Source organism: Polaromonas sp. (assembly GCF_010365105.1).
Lineage (GTDB): Bacteria > Pseudomonadota > Gammaproteobacteria > Burkholderiales > Burkholderiaceae_C > Polaromonas.
In genome coordinates, this window is sequence record NZ_JAAFGZ010000015.1 from 67,116 (window position 1) to 85,395 (window position 18,280).

General features: G+C 53.5%; 11 protein-coding genes. 9 read left to right on the plus strand and 2 right to left on the minus strand.

The features are described from left to right. From GZ092_RS11545 to GZ092_RS11565, 5 genes are all read left to right on the plus strand, one after another. A partial coding sequence (locus GZ092_RS11545) for a glycosyltransferase (protein WP_293636566.1) occupies window positions 1–1,657 on the plus strand: 1,657 nt, incomplete at its 5' end. Further along, a complete protein-coding gene (locus GZ092_RS11550; protein ID WP_293636567.1) occupies window positions 1,657–2,910 on the plus strand; it encodes a glycosyltransferase in 1,254 nt (417 codons plus the stop codon). The genes GZ092_RS11545 and GZ092_RS11550, both read left to right, overlap by 1 nt. 86 nt (window positions 2,911–2,996) lie before the next feature. Next, the gene (locus GZ092_RS11555) at window positions 2,997–4,322 is read left to right on the plus strand and encodes an ABC transporter ATP-binding protein (protein WP_293636568.1); all 1,326 of its coding nucleotides are present in this window, start codon (window positions 2,997–2,999) and stop codon (window positions 4,320–4,322) included. Continuing rightward, entirely contained in the window at window positions 4,322–5,296 is a 975-nt protein-coding gene (locus tag GZ092_RS11560; protein WP_293636569.1) for a hypothetical protein, read from the plus strand. Before GZ092_RS11555 ends, GZ092_RS11560 begins: the two co-directional genes overlap by 1 nt. Window positions 5,297–5,347: 51 nt before the next feature. After that, window positions 5,348–6,163, plus strand: coding sequence for a PIG-L deacetylase family protein (locus GZ092_RS11565; protein ID WP_293636570.1), 816 nt, complete (start codon window positions 5,348–5,350; stop codon window positions 6,161–6,163). Here the strand turns inward: GZ092_RS11565 and GZ092_RS11570 are convergent. Beyond that, window positions 6,135–6,959 (minus strand): ABC transporter permease, encoded by an 825-nt coding sequence (locus tag GZ092_RS11570; protein ID WP_293636571.1) that lies wholly within the window; start codon window positions 6,957–6,959, stop codon window positions 6,135–6,137. The genes GZ092_RS11565 and GZ092_RS11570 overlap by 29 nt on opposite strands. Further along, window positions 6,959–7,660 (minus strand): Crp/Fnr family transcriptional regulator, encoded by a 702-nt coding sequence (locus GZ092_RS11575; protein WP_293636573.1) that lies wholly within the window; start codon window positions 7,658–7,660, stop codon window positions 6,959–6,961. The genes GZ092_RS11570 and GZ092_RS11575 overlap by 1 nt, the downstream gene beginning before the upstream one ends. Window positions 7,661–7,834: 174 nt before the next feature. Between GZ092_RS11575 and GZ092_RS11580 the strand changes: the two genes are divergently transcribed. From GZ092_RS11580 to GZ092_RS11595, 4 genes are all read left to right on the plus strand, one after another. Beyond that, the gene (locus GZ092_RS11580; RefSeq protein ID WP_293636574.1) at window positions 7,835–9,316 is read left to right on the plus strand and encodes a FecR family protein; all 1,482 of its coding nucleotides are present in this window, start codon (window positions 7,835–7,837) and stop codon (window positions 9,314–9,316) included. Next, window positions 9,316–11,343 (plus strand): adenylate/guanylate cyclase domain-containing protein, encoded by a 2,028-nt coding sequence (locus GZ092_RS11585; RefSeq protein WP_293636575.1) that lies wholly within the window; start codon window positions 9,316–9,318, stop codon window positions 11,341–11,343. Before GZ092_RS11580 ends, GZ092_RS11585 begins: the two co-directional genes overlap by 1 nt. Further along, window positions 11,340–12,785, plus strand: a complete 1,446-nt coding sequence (locus GZ092_RS11590) for a tetratricopeptide repeat protein (RefSeq protein WP_293636576.1) — start codon at window positions 11,340–11,342, stop codon at window positions 12,783–12,785. The genes GZ092_RS11585 and GZ092_RS11590 overlap by 4 nt, the downstream gene beginning before the upstream one ends. Before the next feature lie 650 nt (window positions 12,786–13,435). Further along, complete coding sequence (locus GZ092_RS11595; protein ID WP_293636577.1) at window positions 13,436–18,244, plus strand: hypothetical protein; 4,809 nt, start codon at window positions 13,436–13,438, stop codon at window positions 18,242–18,244. The last annotated feature ends 36 nt before the right edge of the window (window positions 18,245–18,280 follow it).

Sequence of the window (18,280 nt, forward strand, 5' to 3'; positions counted from 1 at the left end):
TATCCGCATCGAGCATTTAAATTACTCCCGATTGCAGCAGCTTGAAATTGACACACTCAGCCATATCCGCATCGAGCATTTAAAACAGCTTGGCGAGGTATACGAGTCTCATTCTTGGCGCATCACACAACCATTCCGACATGTAAGTCGTTGGGCAATGTGGTTGAACGGCCCTTCACCAATGCGTCTGGCTCGTAACCTCCCACGAGCAGTGATGGGTGAATTCAGGCGAAATGGATTGCTCGGGACCACCCGTCGGCTTCCTTACTATCTGAAACACCATCGAACTTATCTGGGCTTGCTGCATAACAGGCCTCCCGCTGCGGATCAAAATTCTTTTGATATTTGTCCGCTGGCGTTGCGTGATATCCGGCTTCATCCTGACTTGACCGGTGGCGGCTCCACCATCAATGTCAAGGTGTCAGTAGTCATACCAACGCTCAATGCGGGTCCCGAGTTTGTATGGATGCTGCGCAAGCTGCGCACTCAGTTGGCTGTGCGCGAAATAGAGATTGTCGTCGTCGATTCAGGCTCCCGTGACACCACGGTTCAAATTGCCCGCGATGCAGGCGCCAGTGTCATCGAAATTTTACCGGAAGAGTTTACCCACAGCCACTCACGCAATATTGGTGCCGATAACGCTACAGGCGACTACGTGCTTTTCATGGTACAGGACGCATATCCCATCGGCAGTTATTGGATGTACGGCATGCTCCGTTATCTTCTGGATCATGCCGACCAGGGTTTGGTGGCGGCTTCGTGCGCTGAATACAGTCGCAGCGACAGCGACATGATGTATGACTCGATGATCAACACCCATTATCGGTTTCTTGGCTGCCTCGACTACGATCGAATTGGCGAGTACTGCGGAGATGATCACATGTCCTTGCGGTCGCGGGGACAACTCAGCGATGTTTCCTGCCTCATTTCGCGTGAATGTTTCCAGCAGTTTCGCTATCGCGGAAATTATGCTGAAGACCTGGACCTTGGCATTCGCCTTATCAAAAGCGGTAAGAGCGTGGCCATGCTGGCTTCTGTCAAGGTCATTCATTCCCACAACCGGCCCGCATACTATTATTTGAAACGTTCATTCGTTGACGTGATCTTTCTCGTGGGTATGTTTGATGATTTTTCTTACCCTCATTGTGAATCCCTGCCAGGACTGCTAGCAGGTATTGAGTCAACGGCTACCACCATTTCTGAGTGGCTTTCAGAACTTGAAACCAAGCGTTCCAAGCAGACGCTTAGCGTCCAGCTTGATATCTGGATTCGGCACTCGCGTCGAAGTGCATCTCCGCTTCAGAAAAAAGGATCAATCCTGCTAGGTGACGAGCAATTAAATACCTTTATTTCGGACATGGCTTCGCGTTATTTGGGATCGAAGGATGCCGTCTCAGGCTCTGTCGCCTTGAGTGAAGCACGTCACTTCAGTGATTCCTTCTTGGCCAGACTTGAGCATTTCAATAAATTTGCTGCAGATGTGTATGGGAAACAAGATGAGGTGCTGCAGCACGAACTGGGCGATGTAGTGCGTAAAACCTTTGCATCTGCGGTTGGTTCCGCACTGGCTTTTTATTGGCTGGACCACAAACAAATTGAGGATCCGGACTACGTGACGGCTCAACTCATCCACAACGAACTGGCTGCTGGTGTCTGATGCGAATCTTGATAATAATTCACCAGTTTTTCCCCGAATATGCCAGTGGAACCGAGCGTGTGGCACTGAATATTGCGCGAATGGCACAACGCGCAGGTCATTATGTCCGTGTGCTGGCCTGTGCGGTCGATCCCCAAAAGACTGGTGGAATAGTCACGGACGTACCCATCAACGGTGCGCTCGACGCCGTTTATCAGGGGTTGCCTGTCACATTCATTCCCCGATCGGCTCTGCCAGCTACGGCTGACATCAGTCTGGACGTCGATGAAGAGGTGGTAAGCAAGCTTGTCGTCTGGATGCAGCAAGAGCGGTTTGACGTTGCGCATGTCATGCACACCATGCGCATGGGCAGTGCCGTACTTGCTGCCCAGCGCTGCAAGCTGCCCTACGTGTTGACGCTGACCGATTTCTTTCTTCCCTGCGCCAGAATCAACCTGATCAACCTGAAAAGCAAATCGTGTGTTGACCCTGACGAAGGGCGGCGCTGTGTGAAAGACTGTTCAACTGCACCCTGGACCTCCCATTCGTATCTTGGTCGGTTCAAGCAATCACAGTCTCTTTTGCAAGCTGCTGGAGCCCGGGTCGCGCCATCGGAGTATGTTGCCGAACGCTACCGGGAGAGCTTTGAACAGACTGATATTCAAGTTATCCCACATGGTGTAGATTTTTTGGCACTGGGGCTTGCCACTGCACCTGTTTCACGGAACTTGCCATCCGGAAGATTTCTCCAGCTTGTTTTTATCGGCACGATTATTCCGCAGAAGGGCCTTGACATAGTGTTGAAAGCCTTGGCTCTTTTGCCAGGGGCACCGCTTCGACTTAAGGTCATTGGGGGGTTTCATGGAAATTCGGCTTACCATGACGAAGCGAAAACTTTGTCTGCTGGTGACGCAAGAATCGAATTTACCGGTTCTCTGGAAGCATCTGAGGTTTTCAAGATGATTGGCGAAGCTGATCTCCTGTGCCTGCCATCCAGAGTTCCCGAGAGCTTTTCCCTGGTGCTGCATGAGTGTGCTGTTGCTGGCGTACCTGCCCTGGTTTCTACATTAGGAGCGCCAGCCCGGCAGGTAGCTGCGCATGACTGTGGACAAGCAGTAGAAACTGGTAATCCCAAAGCATGGGCCGCTGCCATCAGCGCATTGCTTGACACGCCAGATACACTGAAAAAGTGGAAGCGCAACCTCTTCCTTCCCCTTCGAATAGAAGAAGAAGCCTTTTTTTATGGATCCATCTATCAGCGTCTCTGCAAGTGACGAGCTGATTTGAAAATTAACAAGAGATTGCGCATTTAGTCGCAAGGAAAGCTATGGAAAAAATGCTTTCTTCCACTACAAACCTCATGAACAAACTCGTTTCAGATGTCATGGGGACTGCAGGCGGCTTCGCCATTCAAGCCAAAGGGCTCGGAAAAGCTTACCAATCTGCATCCAGTCCCGGACAACGACTACGCTCGGCACTTTTCGGACGGAAAGCCTACGGTGATGATGCATTCTGGGCACTTCGTGATCTTTCCCTCGAAATACCGCGCGGCGAAGTTCTGGGTGTGATAGGTCGCAATGGCGCGGGCAAATCAACGCTGTTGCAGTTGCTGTGCGGAACCATAGCGCCAAGCACCGGTTCTATCAGCGTTAACGGAAGGGTCGCAGCCCTGTTAGAGCTCGGTGCTGGTTTTAATCCGGACTTTTCGGGCCGCGACAATGTTTTGCTCAATGGCCCTTTGCTGGGAATCAGTCGCGAGCAATTGCTTGAACGACTCGACTCCATTATTGAATTTTCTGGAATCGGCCAGTTCATTGATCACCCCGTCAAGACTTATTCCAGCGGCATGTTTGTCAGGCTTGCTTTCTCCCTGGCCACGAGCGTGGACCCTGATATTTTGATCATTGACGAGGCGCTTTCAGTGGGTGACGGAGAGTTCTCGCGCAAATCATTTGATCGGATTTTCGCGATGAAAGAGCGGGGCACGACCATTTTGTTTTGTTCGCATTCGCTCTACCAAGTAGAGGCATTTTGCACCCGCGTCATGTGGCTGAATGACGGTGTGCTTCAAGCTATTGGTGAGCCGCACGAAGTGGTGCGGGAATATGATCTGTTTTTAGCAGGCAATGGTAATGTCGCTCCTACTATCAGCGAAGCCAAACCAGACGCAGAACCTGCTGGCGATGCACCGGTTGAAGCGCACGAGCCGGTGACAAGGGTCGGCACTGCAGGCTATGCACGTATCAGCCGCGCCACCGTCGGTGTCGATGGCGCCTGGATGCGCAACCTTCATGTCCGTCCCGGTGAATCCAGCCTCAGCATCATGATTGAATTCGAGTCTGACCCCCTGCTACCTCCGCCCACTGCAGGCGTCACGATAGACCTGCCCAATAAAATGGCGCTTACCTGTTCGGTAGCTCGTACTGATGGCTTGGTGCTTGATCGCGATGCGCAAGGAAGGGGTGTCGCCATTATTGACTTTCCGCGCATTCCACTGCGCAAGGGAAATTACCATATAGGCGTTTACCTAGGCAGCGAGAACGCTGTGCATATTTACGACAGTGCGTTGTGCATTGCCACCCTGACTGTCCAGGATGTATCGCCAGAACCTGGCCTTGTTACGCTGCCACACCGCTGGCATAGCAAGCCCGGCTTGCAGGCCGATCCGCATCAGCATCGCATGTAATGGTTGAAGTGTCAGCCCCTGCTACCGAGCGTTGGTCTGTTCACGGTGCAGTAGCCGCTAATGATGAGGAGCTGCTTGATCTGTTCCTGAAGGTTTTTGGGCATGCAATGCCAATTGCTCAATGGCGATGGAAGTACGCCAATACGCCCATACGGGGCATGCTGCTACGGCGAGGCAACACAGCCGTAGCGTTCTTTGGTGGCATGCCACGTGCGGTTCATGGGCCATCCGGAAAACTGACTGCAGTACAAAACGGTGATGTCATGGTCTTGCCCAGCGAGCGCGGTGTGTTCAGTCGCAATGGAGCGCTTCATCATGTGGCCCGTGCCTTTTTCCAGAAAATGGTGGGCATTTCACTGCCGTACGCATTTGCATTTGGATTTCCAAACGGTCGGCATTTCAAACTTGGCACCAAGCTGGGTCTCTATGCCCACGCGAGCAGAATGACAACACTAACTTGGTCAGCGCTGGCGCCAGTAGCCCAGCGTTGGACAACGACGTCAACGCTAGGCATGCATGATCTCCATGTACTGGAACGCCTCTGGCTTGAGATGCGCCTGAGTTGGCCTCGACACTTCATTCCGGTGCGTGATGCAATTCGCTGGAAAGCCCGCTTTGCATGTCATCCTGTCTATAAATATGAATTGCTAGTGGTCCGCCGACGCTGGACCGGTAAACCGCTTTGTGCCGTAGCCTTAAGAGAGCATGCCGGACATATCGAATGGCTTGATTATGTTGGCCCCAGCCAACTGGCAGGCCTGGCTGCCAATGCCGTTCGACGTTTTGCAGGGGGATGCAACAACAAGTTTGTCGCGGCCATGTTCAGCGAAACCATCGCATCGTTTTTTTCCATGGACTCGGCCAGTTCAACGCCTTCGGATATTTACGTTCCCGTCAACGCCCAGCCGTCAGAAGAAGACAGACCTTATATCGGGCATCTCTGGCTCATGGGTGGAGACACGGATTTTCTTTAATCCGGATTCCTGTACTTTGCAAAAATAACGTTTCTCCATTTCTTTCCTGTCATGTTCGAAAACCAGCGAATCCCTTACCACGCATCAACGCTACCCGTACCTGGCGCAGCCGGCCTGCTGGTTCTTGCCCCTCATCCTGACGATGAAGTTTTTGGCTGTGGAGGCTGTGCAGCCTTGTATGCCCTGTCAGGTGTGCCGGTTCAGGCCTTGATACTGACTGACGGGGGATTGTGGGGTGTTCCTCCTCCCGGCATGAATGTAGTGACAGCCCGCCAGGCTGAATCTCGTGCGGCAGCCAAAGTTCTTAAGTGCCGTGAACCTGTTTTTGCCAACTATGCGGACCGATCACTTGACGGCGCAGGAAGCGAACTGGTCAATTTGATTGTTCGCCAAATGAAAGCGTGCGGCGCCGACGTTTTGTTGGCCCCCTCGTTGTGGGAGATCCACCCAGATCATCGGGCTGCAGCTCTTGCCGCCATATCAGCGATTCAGCAATGCGGTCCTGGCCATACGCTGGTTCAATATGAAGTGGGCGCACCACTTTTGCCTAACGTTCTCATTGATGTAACCCCTGTGTGGAAACTCAAGCAGCAAGCCGTTAACTGCTTTACCTCCCAGTTGGCCATGCAGGGTTACGATCGACACATCAACGCCCTGAATGTTTATCGCACGTATACCTTGTCAGATTCTGTCGAAGCCGCTGAAGGCTTGAGGGTTGCAACCCCCCGGGAAGCAGCAGAGGACCCCTTTGGCCTGATTTTCAAAGGCAGTGCACATCCTGTTCTTGACAAAACTCAAGAGCCAGAAAAAGGCTTTTCTTACTGGCTTGCCCGCTTGTTCAAACCTCATCGGAAAAAGCAGGTCTAACTCGTACAAAAAATTGGTACGCCAGAGCGGCGAAGACTATTCCTGCGACGGTGTAAATGGCCAAGGCACTCCAATTCGGCTCTTGACCCTTTAGTAGCAAATACCTCAGATTTTCAATCGGTACCGTCAAGGGATTGAGCCACAGCAGCCCTGCAAAACCCTTCGGCAGAGAACTGACGGGGTACAACACCGGCGACATGAACATCAGCATGGTCAGGGCCGGCCCCATGAAGTGGCTGATATCCCGGATAAATACTCCAAGTCCAGAAAGAAGCCAGGCCATCCCCAGCAAAAATGGCACGCAAGACATGATGACCAAGGGCGCCAAAAGAGTCCACGGTGTCAGCCCGGGGCCCACAGTAGCCACGCCCAGCAATAAAATAAATAGCCCCAAAACAGCGTGAAACATGGCATTTCCCATGGCCACCCACGACAGGATTTCTAGCGGAAATACAACACGCTTGACCAGGTTGGGTTGTTCTAGCACCAAGCGAGGAGCACGATTCAGAAGGTCAGAAAAAAGATTAAATACTACAAGCCCCGTAAACACTTGAAGTGCAAATTCTTCCGTGCTGTCGCTCCCGCCTGGCCAACGCGCCTTGAATACTGTCCTAAAAACAAAGGTGTAAGAAAGCAAAATCAGCAACGGGAACAACAGACCCCAGCCCAGCCCCAAAACAGAGCCTTTGTAGCGCGCCAGCACGTCGCGTCGGGCAAGTTGGGTGATGAGGTATCTATGCCGCGTGGGTATCAGCGGGTAGGCTCCATCTAAAAGGTTTAAAAATCGCGCTTTCATTAAGCTGTTGTTGATTTCAATTGCTTGCCTGCGGCAATTCCACGCAGCATGGCTGGGTCATCTATCCTTAAATCATTCCCGTCGCGCTCTAGGATTCCTCGGCCTTGAAGGAGTTGAAACACGCGTGTAACGGTTTCTCTGCTGACGTTGATCATTATGGCGAGTTCCTGGTGTGTGGGGGCGTTATGAACACGTACTTGAACGTCCGCGTGTGTACTGGTAAGCAAATCAAGTTGGGCGCATACCCGTTGCAAGGGGTTCGATAATCCCAAGATTCGTCTTTGTGCTGCGCCTTCACGCAGCCGAATCGATAGCCTTAGGCAGAGCGCCTCTGCCAGTTTGGGAGCGCCAAACAAAATGGGCTTGATGAGCAATCGTGAGATAGAGATTACCCGAGATTTTGCCACCGCCGTTACAAACTCTGGCTGGGCTTGTCCATCAATCACTGCAACTTCTCCAAAGTAGTCCCCAGGATTGATGAAATACAGACCAACCTCCCGATCATCCATAGTGAAGTCCATCCCTTGAAGCCGTCCTTCCTGTAAGAAACACAGGGCGTTTGGCAAACTTCCCTTATGAAGCACCACCTCGCGCTTGGCAAACATTTGCTCTGTTGCCTGTTGGGCCAAATGTGCAATAGTGACTTGAGGCAAACTTGATAGCAGTGAGATTTCTTGCAAAACGGCAACCGGAACGGGCATGTCAGTGGCTGCGAGCAGAGTTCAAATTGGCGCTAAGGCCCATAACGGATAAGGGGAGGCTTTTATTTTTCAACTGGCACAATTACTTTTTCAATAATAAAAACCACTTTCAGAAACCAAATGTGACTACTGTCACAATAGATTCTCAATATTTGTGGCTCAATCACCTCAATCATGAGAAGCTACAAATTGTACCTGCTGGCAATCGCCATGCTGTTGACGGCACGCCGGGCATGGGTGGTTTTTTTTGTGCTCGCATGCAATGCGCATGCTGCTCCAATAGGAGAAGTCACTCTCACTATCGGTCAGGCAATACTTGTATCGCAAAACGGTCAGTCATTTCCTGTTTTGCGCGGAAGCAAGATTCGCTCGGGCGACCGTATTGAAACATCCGAGGGTGGCCATGTCCACATCCGCTTTGTCGACGGCGCTCTTGTCAGTGTCCGTCCGACAAGTCGTCTGATCGTAGAAGATTATCAGTACAACGCTCAGCAGGTAGATCGTTCACTCGTGCGCTTTCGCCTTGAAAAAGGCGTGGTGCGCGCTATTTCAGGTGCTGCAGCGGAAGGCGCGAAAGACCGTTTTCGTCTCAATACCCCTTTAGTCGCTATTGGTGTCAAAGGTACAGACTTTGTCGTCAAAAGCGAAAGCAATCAGACCATTGCCATGGTTAACCAGGGTGCTATCGTCATGGCTCCATTTGGAGAGGGTTGTTCAAGCCGTGGGAACGGCCCCTGCGGATCGATATCCGGAAAACTGCTTTCAGCTGAAATGCGCAACACGCTAGTGGAGTTTAAAAGCAGTAGCATGCAGGCCGAATTAAAGTCTTTCGGCGTTGCCAAGGCGCCTGAAGTAGTTCTGGCATCTGCAGATGTACGTTCCACTGTGGAAACAGCCAACACACGGGAAGCCCCTAAATCCAACACCACCACAAGTAACGATACCGCTGAATTGGCACTGGTCCAAAGCGTGGTTCGTACCGTGGGTGATTTGGCTTTGGCGCCGGGCGTCGCAATACCACAGGCATTGCCCTTATCACCTGTGGATACCGGAACTCCCGTTGTTCCCGGAACTCCCGTTGTTCCCGGAACTCCCGTTGTTCCCGGAACTCCCGTTGTTCCCGGAACTCCCGTTGTTCCCGTCACATCTGTTGCCACTGAACCCGCGCAGTTGGTTTGGGGGCGCTGGGCTGGAGCCGCCCTTGATGCCGGTGACTTCTCCGTTGCCAGGCTTGATGCGCGCCAAGGACGCAACGTTACGGTGGGAGACAGCAATTTCATTCTCTACCGCACAGAAAATGGCGCTACGACCATTTCGCAAAACTTGGGCAACATAAACTTTGGATTGCAGCAAGCTTACGTCCGCCTTACATCGCCAGCACTTGCAGTTTTGCCTGCAACTGTACTTGGCGGCCAGTTGTCGATTGATTTTGCCTCGCGCCAATTCAACACATCATTGAGCTTATCTTCGGCCACCACGAGTACTGTCAGCCTTCAGGCGGCTGGCGTGCTTCGTGATGATGGGCTATTCACCTCCCGCGGCGCAGCTCAGTCCCTGGCCGGTGCAGCTGCTTTCGACGGAAAGTCTGCAGGTTACCTGTTTGAGAAAGCAGTTGCTGGTGGCACTTTCTCCGGCATCACCCTTTGGTCACGTTGATGAAGCTGTTTGCAAGCAGCTGGTTGGTATGGCCTTGGCATAGCCGTGCTGTTCTGGTGGTGCTTGCTGCAATGGCGTGGTTGCTGTGGGTTGCGATCTCGCCCGCCAGCCTTCAGGAACTCGATGAACGCAGCACGGACTATCTTTGGCGAATCACCGCTAGCGAAACTCCTGAACGGCGAATCATCGTTGTGGATATTGACGATGCCAGCCTTGCCCAGATTGGACCATGGCCGTGGCCGCGTGAGGTAATAGCTCAGTTGACACGCAAACTCGACCATCAGGGTGTGGGGCTTAAACTTTTTGACATAGTGTTCACTGACGAACGCAGTGGCAGCATCGAGTTGTCGCATGCGCTGGCTGCACGTGATGGCGACAGCCCGTCGGTTCTGGCGCAGGTATTTGCGTTGCGAAACGAAAGTCAATTGCGCTTGGGCGCTTTGGCAGGGGCCGTTGCAGGCGTTGGCTGCCAGACCCCTTCCGTGCCTGCGCAAGGTTTCATTGCCAATGCGTATGGTCTGCATGACCGCGTAGGGCACATCACGCCCACGCTGGACCGCGATGGCGCAGTGCGTCAGATTCCGGGGTTTGTGTGTTCTGATGAACATATTTACCCCAGCCTTACGCTGGCCGGCTTGGCTGCACTTGATCAGCCCGCACTTGCGCCACCGCGCGCACCGGCCTTGTTTCCCATCGCAGGTATCGGTCCATGGCAGCCTGCCTGGCAGTTGCCATCGCCTATCTTGCCGGGTACTCTCATTGGCATGGACGCTCAAGGTCAGATTCGTATTCCCTACGGCATCGCTCGGAGCGCCTGGACATCGATTTCGGCTGTCGACGTCCTGCACGACAGGGTGCCTGCCAACACGCTCAATGGCGCTTGGGTGATTGTGGGTGCCTCAGCGTTTGGCTTGGCTGATGCGGTTCCAACCGCATTGGGTGGCGCTGTTAGCGGAGCAGAAGTCCATGCCCAATTGCTCGCAGCCATGCTTGACAATGCTGTGCCTTACACCCCTCGTGCAGCAGGCTGGTTGCAATTTGGCTATGTATTGCTGGTGTTGGTGTGTCTGTTAATGCTTGTCGCAAGACGGCCCCTGCGCGAACGCCGGGCTGTTGTGCTATTGCCCGTGGCAGCCGCAGCTTTTGCCTTGCTCGGGTTTACGCTGCACGCAGCAGCTCTGCTTCACGCCAACTGGTTTGTGGGCTGGTCTTCAGCCGCGCTCGCTATTTGCCTTGTTGGGGGCACACTGGCCGTCGGTGAACATGCTCGCAGTTTGTTTGAAAAAGGCCGGCTTTATCGCAACCTTTCAAGCTACGTGCCTAGTCCGGTTGCCGAGAAAATTGCGCTAACAGAACCAACCAGCGAAATTGAAGCCCGCCGAAGCGACGTCACCGTGTTGGTTGCCGACTTGCAAAACTTCTCTCGTTATTGCGAGGCACTTCCACCCGAAGATGCTGCCCGTGTGTTGCACCGATTTTTCAGCACGGCAGCAACCATCATACAAGCCCACGGAGGTGTCGTTGAAGAAATGGTGGGCGATAACCTGCTGGCGGTTTTCAATGGACCACTTGCTTGTGAAAACCACCCGTTTAAAGCACTGACAGTTGCCCGCGAACTTCAGCTGCGTTGTAGCGAAGAGTTGCCCAACACTGCTGGAATTGGATTGGAACCGCTAAGCATCAGCGTTGGACTCGAAAGCGGCATGGCCTTAATCGGCTCTTTTGGCCCGGCCCGCAGACGTGTCCATACCGTTTTGGGGCAAACCGTCACGATTGCACTCAGACTCCAAGGACTGACCGCTGATCTGGCCTACCCCGTGCTGGTTGGCCAGAGTGCCGCCGAACGGATTGGACTCCTGGGCGAGCAGTCCGATCTGGCGCTCAAACCTCTAGGAAGCTTTCTTTTGCCCGGATTAAAGCAGCCTTGCAAAATATTTACACTACGTACACTCTTGCAGACTGGCGGCATGGCTGAGCAAAGCACCCTGCGCTATCTAAATCAACAACACAAAAACATCGTCACGTGAAAATCAAGGCTTGCCAAAGCGGCCTAAGTAAATGGCTGCTTGTCATGGCTGGCGTTGCTCTGGAAGCGTTGTCCGTTTCAGCATCTGCAGAGCTGATTGATAGCGCTGCCGGGTCGCTGGCCTCATCGGGTTTAGGGTTGTCATCGGTTGTTTTTGGCTCGTTAGCCGCCTGCATTGTTAAGCCGGTCTATCCGCTTCCAAATGACCCCGCCAGTCTTGCTGCACTGCAAGCGCAGCTTGATGTTATGGAGCCTGAATGCCTGCGAAGCGCAGGCTTTTATGCATGGCGTGGCACCATCCTGCTGGCCCAGAGACAAAATGCGGCCGCTATTGAGGCTCTGGAGCGCGCACTGCTACTGGACCCCAGCTTGCCTGGCGCACAACTCGACTACCTCGATGCACTGTTGCGCATCGGCGACAACGCCTCAGCCAAAAACTTGATGAAGCAACTTGCCACGCGTACAGACCTACCGGTTAATGTGCGCTCACTTCTTGAACGTGAAATTGCCGCCACGAATACCGACGTGTGGCGAACACATTGGGTGCTGACGGCGGCAGCAGGGGTTGACAGCAATCTCAACAATGCGCCGGCGCTTAATGAATTGACACTAACTTTCCCCCAAGGCCCTGTCACGCTGCCGCTACTTGAAACTTCCCGGCCCCGAAATGGTGCAGTCGCACTCAACACTGTTCAGTGGCAAGGCCTCAAGCCCCAAGGTTCGCAATTGTGGCTATTTTTGGCTGAATTAAGGGCTCGCCATACAGCCTCACCTGCCAGTCGCTACCAGCAGGCCGACCTTTCCGCCAACTGGCTCCAATCCCCCGGTGCGCCCCACCAATGGATGGTCCGCACCGGCTTGACCCGTATCGACTTTGGCGGCCAGAAACTGCTGCAAAGTTTTCGTGCCAGCGTGCTGCATCAGTGGCAAGTATCCGATACATCGGTCCTTCCTTCTGTCTGTAAGCCTGGCATTGGCATTGATCTTGAAGTTCGCCACTACCCGGTTTCCTTCGAACTTAACGGCGGCTATGGTGGCCTGGTGGGCGCTCTGAATTGCCGTGGCGTTAACAGCCTGGATATGCAATTGCGCCTTGGTAGGGACCAAGCGGATACGCCCAGTCGCCCAGGCGGACATTACCGGCGCGCAGAGTTGCACCTTAATTGGGAGGCGCGGTATGGCTATTCCCGGCTCAATGCCAACTACGTCTATACCCGCCAGATTGATGGCAACGGCTACAGCCCCCTGTTGAGCAACAACCAGACCCGCCAGGCCAGCCGCCATAGTTTTCGTGCAGAAATTGCGCGCCCTCTTGAGCCATCGTGGCTTGGAGGCGCGGAAGGATTTTTCAGCATTGAGTTCAATCAGCAGGCCAGCAACCTTGCTGCCTTTAATAGCCGCCAGAACGCCCTTTACGCGGGGTTGCGGTGGGTGGTTCAATAAGTTGAAAACGCTACTTGTCTGCCTGGCAGTCTATTGAGCGTCCCACCCAAGCCAAGCCGCCCGGACGGGCAGGGTTTTATAGGTTGTCGGCAGCATTACTGCGACGGAGCAGATCAACCAAGTGTCCCGTCATGCGCAAACTGCCGGTTCTCGCTGGCCTTCGATGCACATCGCTGCTTTGCAGCCCTTGACAAGGCTTCAACCTTGACAAGGGCTGCGCCTTGCGCTGCACGTCGATGGCGACGCGATTTCCCGACACTTTGCGCATGACGCGACACCGTTGCATTCCACTTCAAGACAGGGGTTGGCCGTCATGCTGACATGCAAAAAATTCGCTTTCGAATCTTTGGAATTTGTTTTTTTAAATTTATCAGCAAATTTTTTAATTAAATCAATAATATTGTCAATATTTTTAGTTTCATTTGCTATTTAAATAAAACTAAAAGTAACATCATTTAAGCCTGAATTTGATTTTTAAAAGTGATTCATGACTTGTTTTAAAAGGAAAATTTCAAGAACAAGACGGGAAAATTCAGTTTCATGTCTTGTGACTACAGTCACAACCATTTACAAAATCTATTTTTATACTGACTGCGGTACTGGGTGCACTGGGCATCTGGTCAATTCCTCACCTAGTGGAGAAAACTCTCATGGCGCTTACCGCACAAGAACGCACCAACATCATTAAATTGGTTGTTGTAATGTTTAACGCCGCTCCTGGCGCAACTTACCTGGCCGAACTGGCCGATGTTTACGAGGCCAACGGCCGCAGCTTGTCCGCACTGGCCAATGATCTGTCCAACACAGGCGCTTACAAGGCGCTCAACCCTTCATACCAGACCAACATTGATTTCGCTGCCGCCTTCCTGACGCCCCTGGGCCTGCAGGGCAACTCGGAAGCCCTTGACTTCGTCATTTCCAAGTTAAATGCTGGCGTGAGCAAAGGTCAAATTGCTTATGACGCAAGCATGGCAATCAGCAAATACACCGGCGGTGATGCGCAAATTCTTGCAGCCCAAGCCATCCAGAACAACAAGACCGAAGTGGCAGAGTATTACTCGGTGACGAAGGGCGTCGCCGACACCAATCTGGGTAACTTGCAGGCCCTCCTGGTTGGCGTAACTGCCGACCCAGCATCGGTAGACGCCGCAATTGCTCATGGCGACATCTTCACGCTCACTACTGATTCGGAAACGATCGTGGGTACCGCAGGCAATGACCTGATCACCGGAACCGAAAAAACCTTGGCTTTCGACGTGATTGACGGCGGCGCCGGTGTCGACAAGCTGCGTCTGGTGATCGGTACTGATGGCATGACTGGCAGCCTTGGCGAAACCGTCAAGAATGTGGAAGAAGTTGTTATCCAGACCCTGGGCAAGGTCACGACCGATATTTCTGGCTACATCGGTGTTCAAAACGTCAATGTGACGGCCGTGAACGGCGCGTCTGTTGACTTGACTTCCGCTGCTGCTGAAAGCGTCAAGATCAAGGCAAGCCAAGGCAACGTTGATTTGACCGACGAAACTGCAAAAATCCTTGACGTGACGACTGGCCGTAATGCTAGCGTTACTGCTGGTGATGCAACTTCGATCACTGTTAATGTTGGCCAAGGCGATAGCGAAGGCTACGGCGCCGATGTGAACGCTGGCAACGTGGGTACGATCGTTGTCAATGCCTTGGCGTCCAGTGCCAGGGTTGAAGCAGGTAATGCAATTTCCATCATTGTTGACGCTGGCTATAGCGCTGATGTGAACGCAGGCGACGTGGGTTCGATCGTTGTCAATACCTTAAACTCCAATGCTAGCGTTGACGCAGGTAAAGCAACGTCTATCACTGTTGACGCTGGATATAACGCTTATGTGAACGCAGGCGACGTGGGTACGATTAAAGTCGATGCTTCCCACAATGTTAACGCTTATGTAGGTAATGTAACTTCCATCACCGTTGACGCTGGTGCCAATGCCGACGTCAAAGCCGGTAGCTCCCTGGCAATTGATGTTGCTGCTGTAGGTGACGCATCCGTAGCAGCGCTAGACTCCGCTGCAATTCAGGTCGCTGCGGGCGGTTACGCCTCTGTTGTGGTCGGCCAGGCAGACGATTTTTCCCATTACGGAAATATTCCATCATCATTCAGCGTTTCACCGATCGTTGCAACGATTGTTAGCAATGTTGATTCCGTCAATGTCACGTCCGGCGATAGCGCTGACGTGTTGGTGAGCGGCAATGCGGGCTCGATCGTGATTGATTCGGGTCTCCACGCGACTGTTCAGGTGGGTGTTTATGGCCAGGAATCGTATTCTTATGAAAGCGAAGGATCCGATTCATTTGCCGGAGTTACAGCCGTTGCCGGCACCGTCGGCACAGTTGACGTAAGCGCAGTTGCCGATGCCGAAATCTACGTGGTTGGCAATGCCGGTACGATCAATGTGGTGGCTGGCGACTATGCCGAAGTCCAAGTGGGTGCTTGGGGCGATCAAGCATATTCTTCCGTAAATGGTGGTTACACCGACGTGGAGTCTGGGCTTGCAACCATCGCCAGCACAGCCGATGCCATCAACGTCACCACCACGACGGGTGATGCTGACGTTTATGTGCTGGGTGATGCTGGCGCCATCACGGTCAAGGCTGGCGGTGATGTCGACGTTGAAGTTGGTGACTACGGCGACAATTCCTATTCCTATAGCAATGCTGATGGCTCTTACTCCTATGGGTACTCGGCGCTGGCAGCCGTCGCCAGTTCGGTTGACAGCGTTTCTGTCACGAGCGGAGACCACGTGGATGTTAGCGTGGTCGGCAATGCCAACACCATCACCGTCCATGCTGTAAACGGCATGCATATTGATATTGGCGATATGGGTTATGGCGCAGAAACCTATATGTATGACTCGGGTGAAATCCGTCAATACGGCGCTAGCGCCACCATCGCCAGCACGGTTGGCACCATCAACGCAACTTCAACTGGGGAGGGCCAATCCGTCAATGTTGACGTGGTCGGCAACGCCGGCGCCATCACCATCGCTTCGGCTGGTTATGCGTCTGTTGAGGTGGGTAGCCAAGGCGACGAAGCCTATAAACATGACAATGGTGGCTACACATATGAGGATGCTGGCGTAGCTACCGTAGCCAGCAGCGCTGACGCCCTCGATGTCACTTCTGCTGACGATACCGATATCACTGTCATCGGCAGTGTTGGCACCGTGAAAGTAGCTGCTGGCCAAAGTGTTTACATCGACGTCGGCTATGAAGGCTACAAAGGCAACTTCGACGAAGAAACCGGTCTGGGCAATAAAGACCTGGCCGCAGTGATCAGCAATGTGGGCTCCATCGACGTGACGGCCGGAAATGACGTGTTTATCGGCATCACGGGTGATGCCGGTCAGATCACGTTGGCGGTCGGCGCTGATCCTGAGCACAACAGCCAAGTTGAAGTCAATGTGGGCGGCACGATCGACGCGCTGTCCATCACGGGTGCTGAAGGTCAAAACTGGAACCCCCGAGCCGTTGACGTTGTCGCCGGCGCCATCACCGCAATGAGCCTGACCGATGTCAGCCGCGCAGAAGTGTCTGACAACCTTGAGACGGATGTTGCTGATGCCGCGCTGGTTCGTAATGGTCCAGAAAACGTTTCCATCGAACTGACCAGCGTTGCTGCCACGTCGCTCGACCTGACCGTGGCTGGCGTGATTGCCAACCTGTCGGTTGCAAACACTGCTGTAGTGACTCCGGTCAACCTGGAAACCTTGAGCCTGACCGTCAATGAATATGCGATGGCGTACACGGAAACTGTGGTCGCGACGGTGGATGATGTCGAAACGACGACTGTCATTGAACATTCGTTCATCGTCGATTCCGAGATCAACCTGCAGTCGGAAGAAGTCAAGACCCTGAACGTGGCTGGCGCCGGTAACCTGCTGCTGGACGTGGCTGCTGCAAATGCGTTGAACCTGATCGATGCACACACCGCCACGGGCAACATCACGGTGGCGCTGGCCGGTGATGATGCGGTCAGCTACTTGGGTGGCGCCGGTGTTGACACCGTGACCTTGACTGATACCTTGCCAGTCTGGATTGACGTTCAGCTGACACCTTTGCTGGTCGAAACCAAGCCAAGCTTTAACTTGGACGGCGGCGATGGCGGTGTCGACGTATTGAAGATGGACGCTGCTTTGGCTGCTACTGCTATGGCTACCAGCGGCAACACAGGTTTTGTGGAAGGTTCTGTCACCAACTTCGAAATCCTGAACCTGTCGAAGGTCGCAGCTGGAGTTGCTGATCACGAAGGCAACCTCATTGTTGATGCTACGCTGTTTGGCACGAACCACGTGGTGTTGGACGCTGGCGGCGCCTACAGCAGTGGCGGCTACGCCCTGGACCTCACCATTGCCGACGGCGGCAAGGTTGAGATCGCGGGCAATGGCCTGCTGAACGTCAACGTTGATACCGCTCAGAATGCCAGCGGCAGCCTGAACCTGGTGCTCAACGGTGGCGGCAATGTATTACTGGGCGGTCAAGGCATCGTTCAGGGTCCTTCCATCACAGGTATTGATGTCCAAGCCGCAGTCACGGGCGCCGAATCGATTGCCCTCGTATCGAATGGTCAAGCATTCAATAGCGAAACGGGTCTGACGATCAATGCCCTGGGCCTGAAAGCTGGTTCAGCCACGACAATCACCATCACCGGTGATGCGTTCCTGGACCTGACCGACGACGCCATTGACCTGGCAGGTCGGGTGTTCAATGGTGATCACAACTATGAGTCGGAAACCGTACTCGGCGCTGTGAAGACCATCGACGCTTCTGCGTTCAACGCTGGTTTGATTTTGGACCTGTCCCTTAACGAAGCCACGCCAGTAACCGGAGCCGGTGTAACGATCACGGTCGGCACTGGCCTGAACTTCATCCTGGCCAGCCAGGGCAATGACACCATCACGGTGGGCGATGGTTCGACCTCACTGCTGGGAGCTTCCGGTTTGGGTGGTTTGGGTGGTCTGAATGGTCTGAACGTCGGAAACGTCATTTGGGGCGGTCTGGGCCAGGACACGATCAACTTGGCTGCTGGCATCGCCAGTGACGTCCTGGTCTACGATACGGCGTTGGATTCCAGCGGTCCCAACGTGGATGTGGTCAATGGCTTCCAGGCAAACTTTGTCATTGGTCAGGACGATGAGTACATGGACATTTTCGGCCATGACATCATTGTGTTGGCCGGTTTGCTGAACAGTGGTACATCCGCAGGCGTGAAATACCTCGGCGAAGTGGACGGATACGCTGCGGCCAATACAGCGCTGACTTTGAGCAGCTCCGGCTACCTTGAAGTCGTGCTGGATACGACCAACAGTCAGCTCTATGCTGACGTGAACAACGACGGCGTTATTGGTGCAGGCGATCTGGTGATCAAGTTGGCTGGTGTGACTGACCTGAGTCAAGCAAACTTCGACTTGATGTCTACGCCTGTCTGATGTAGTTACTGGATCTGAAGCCATCCGGCTTCTGAT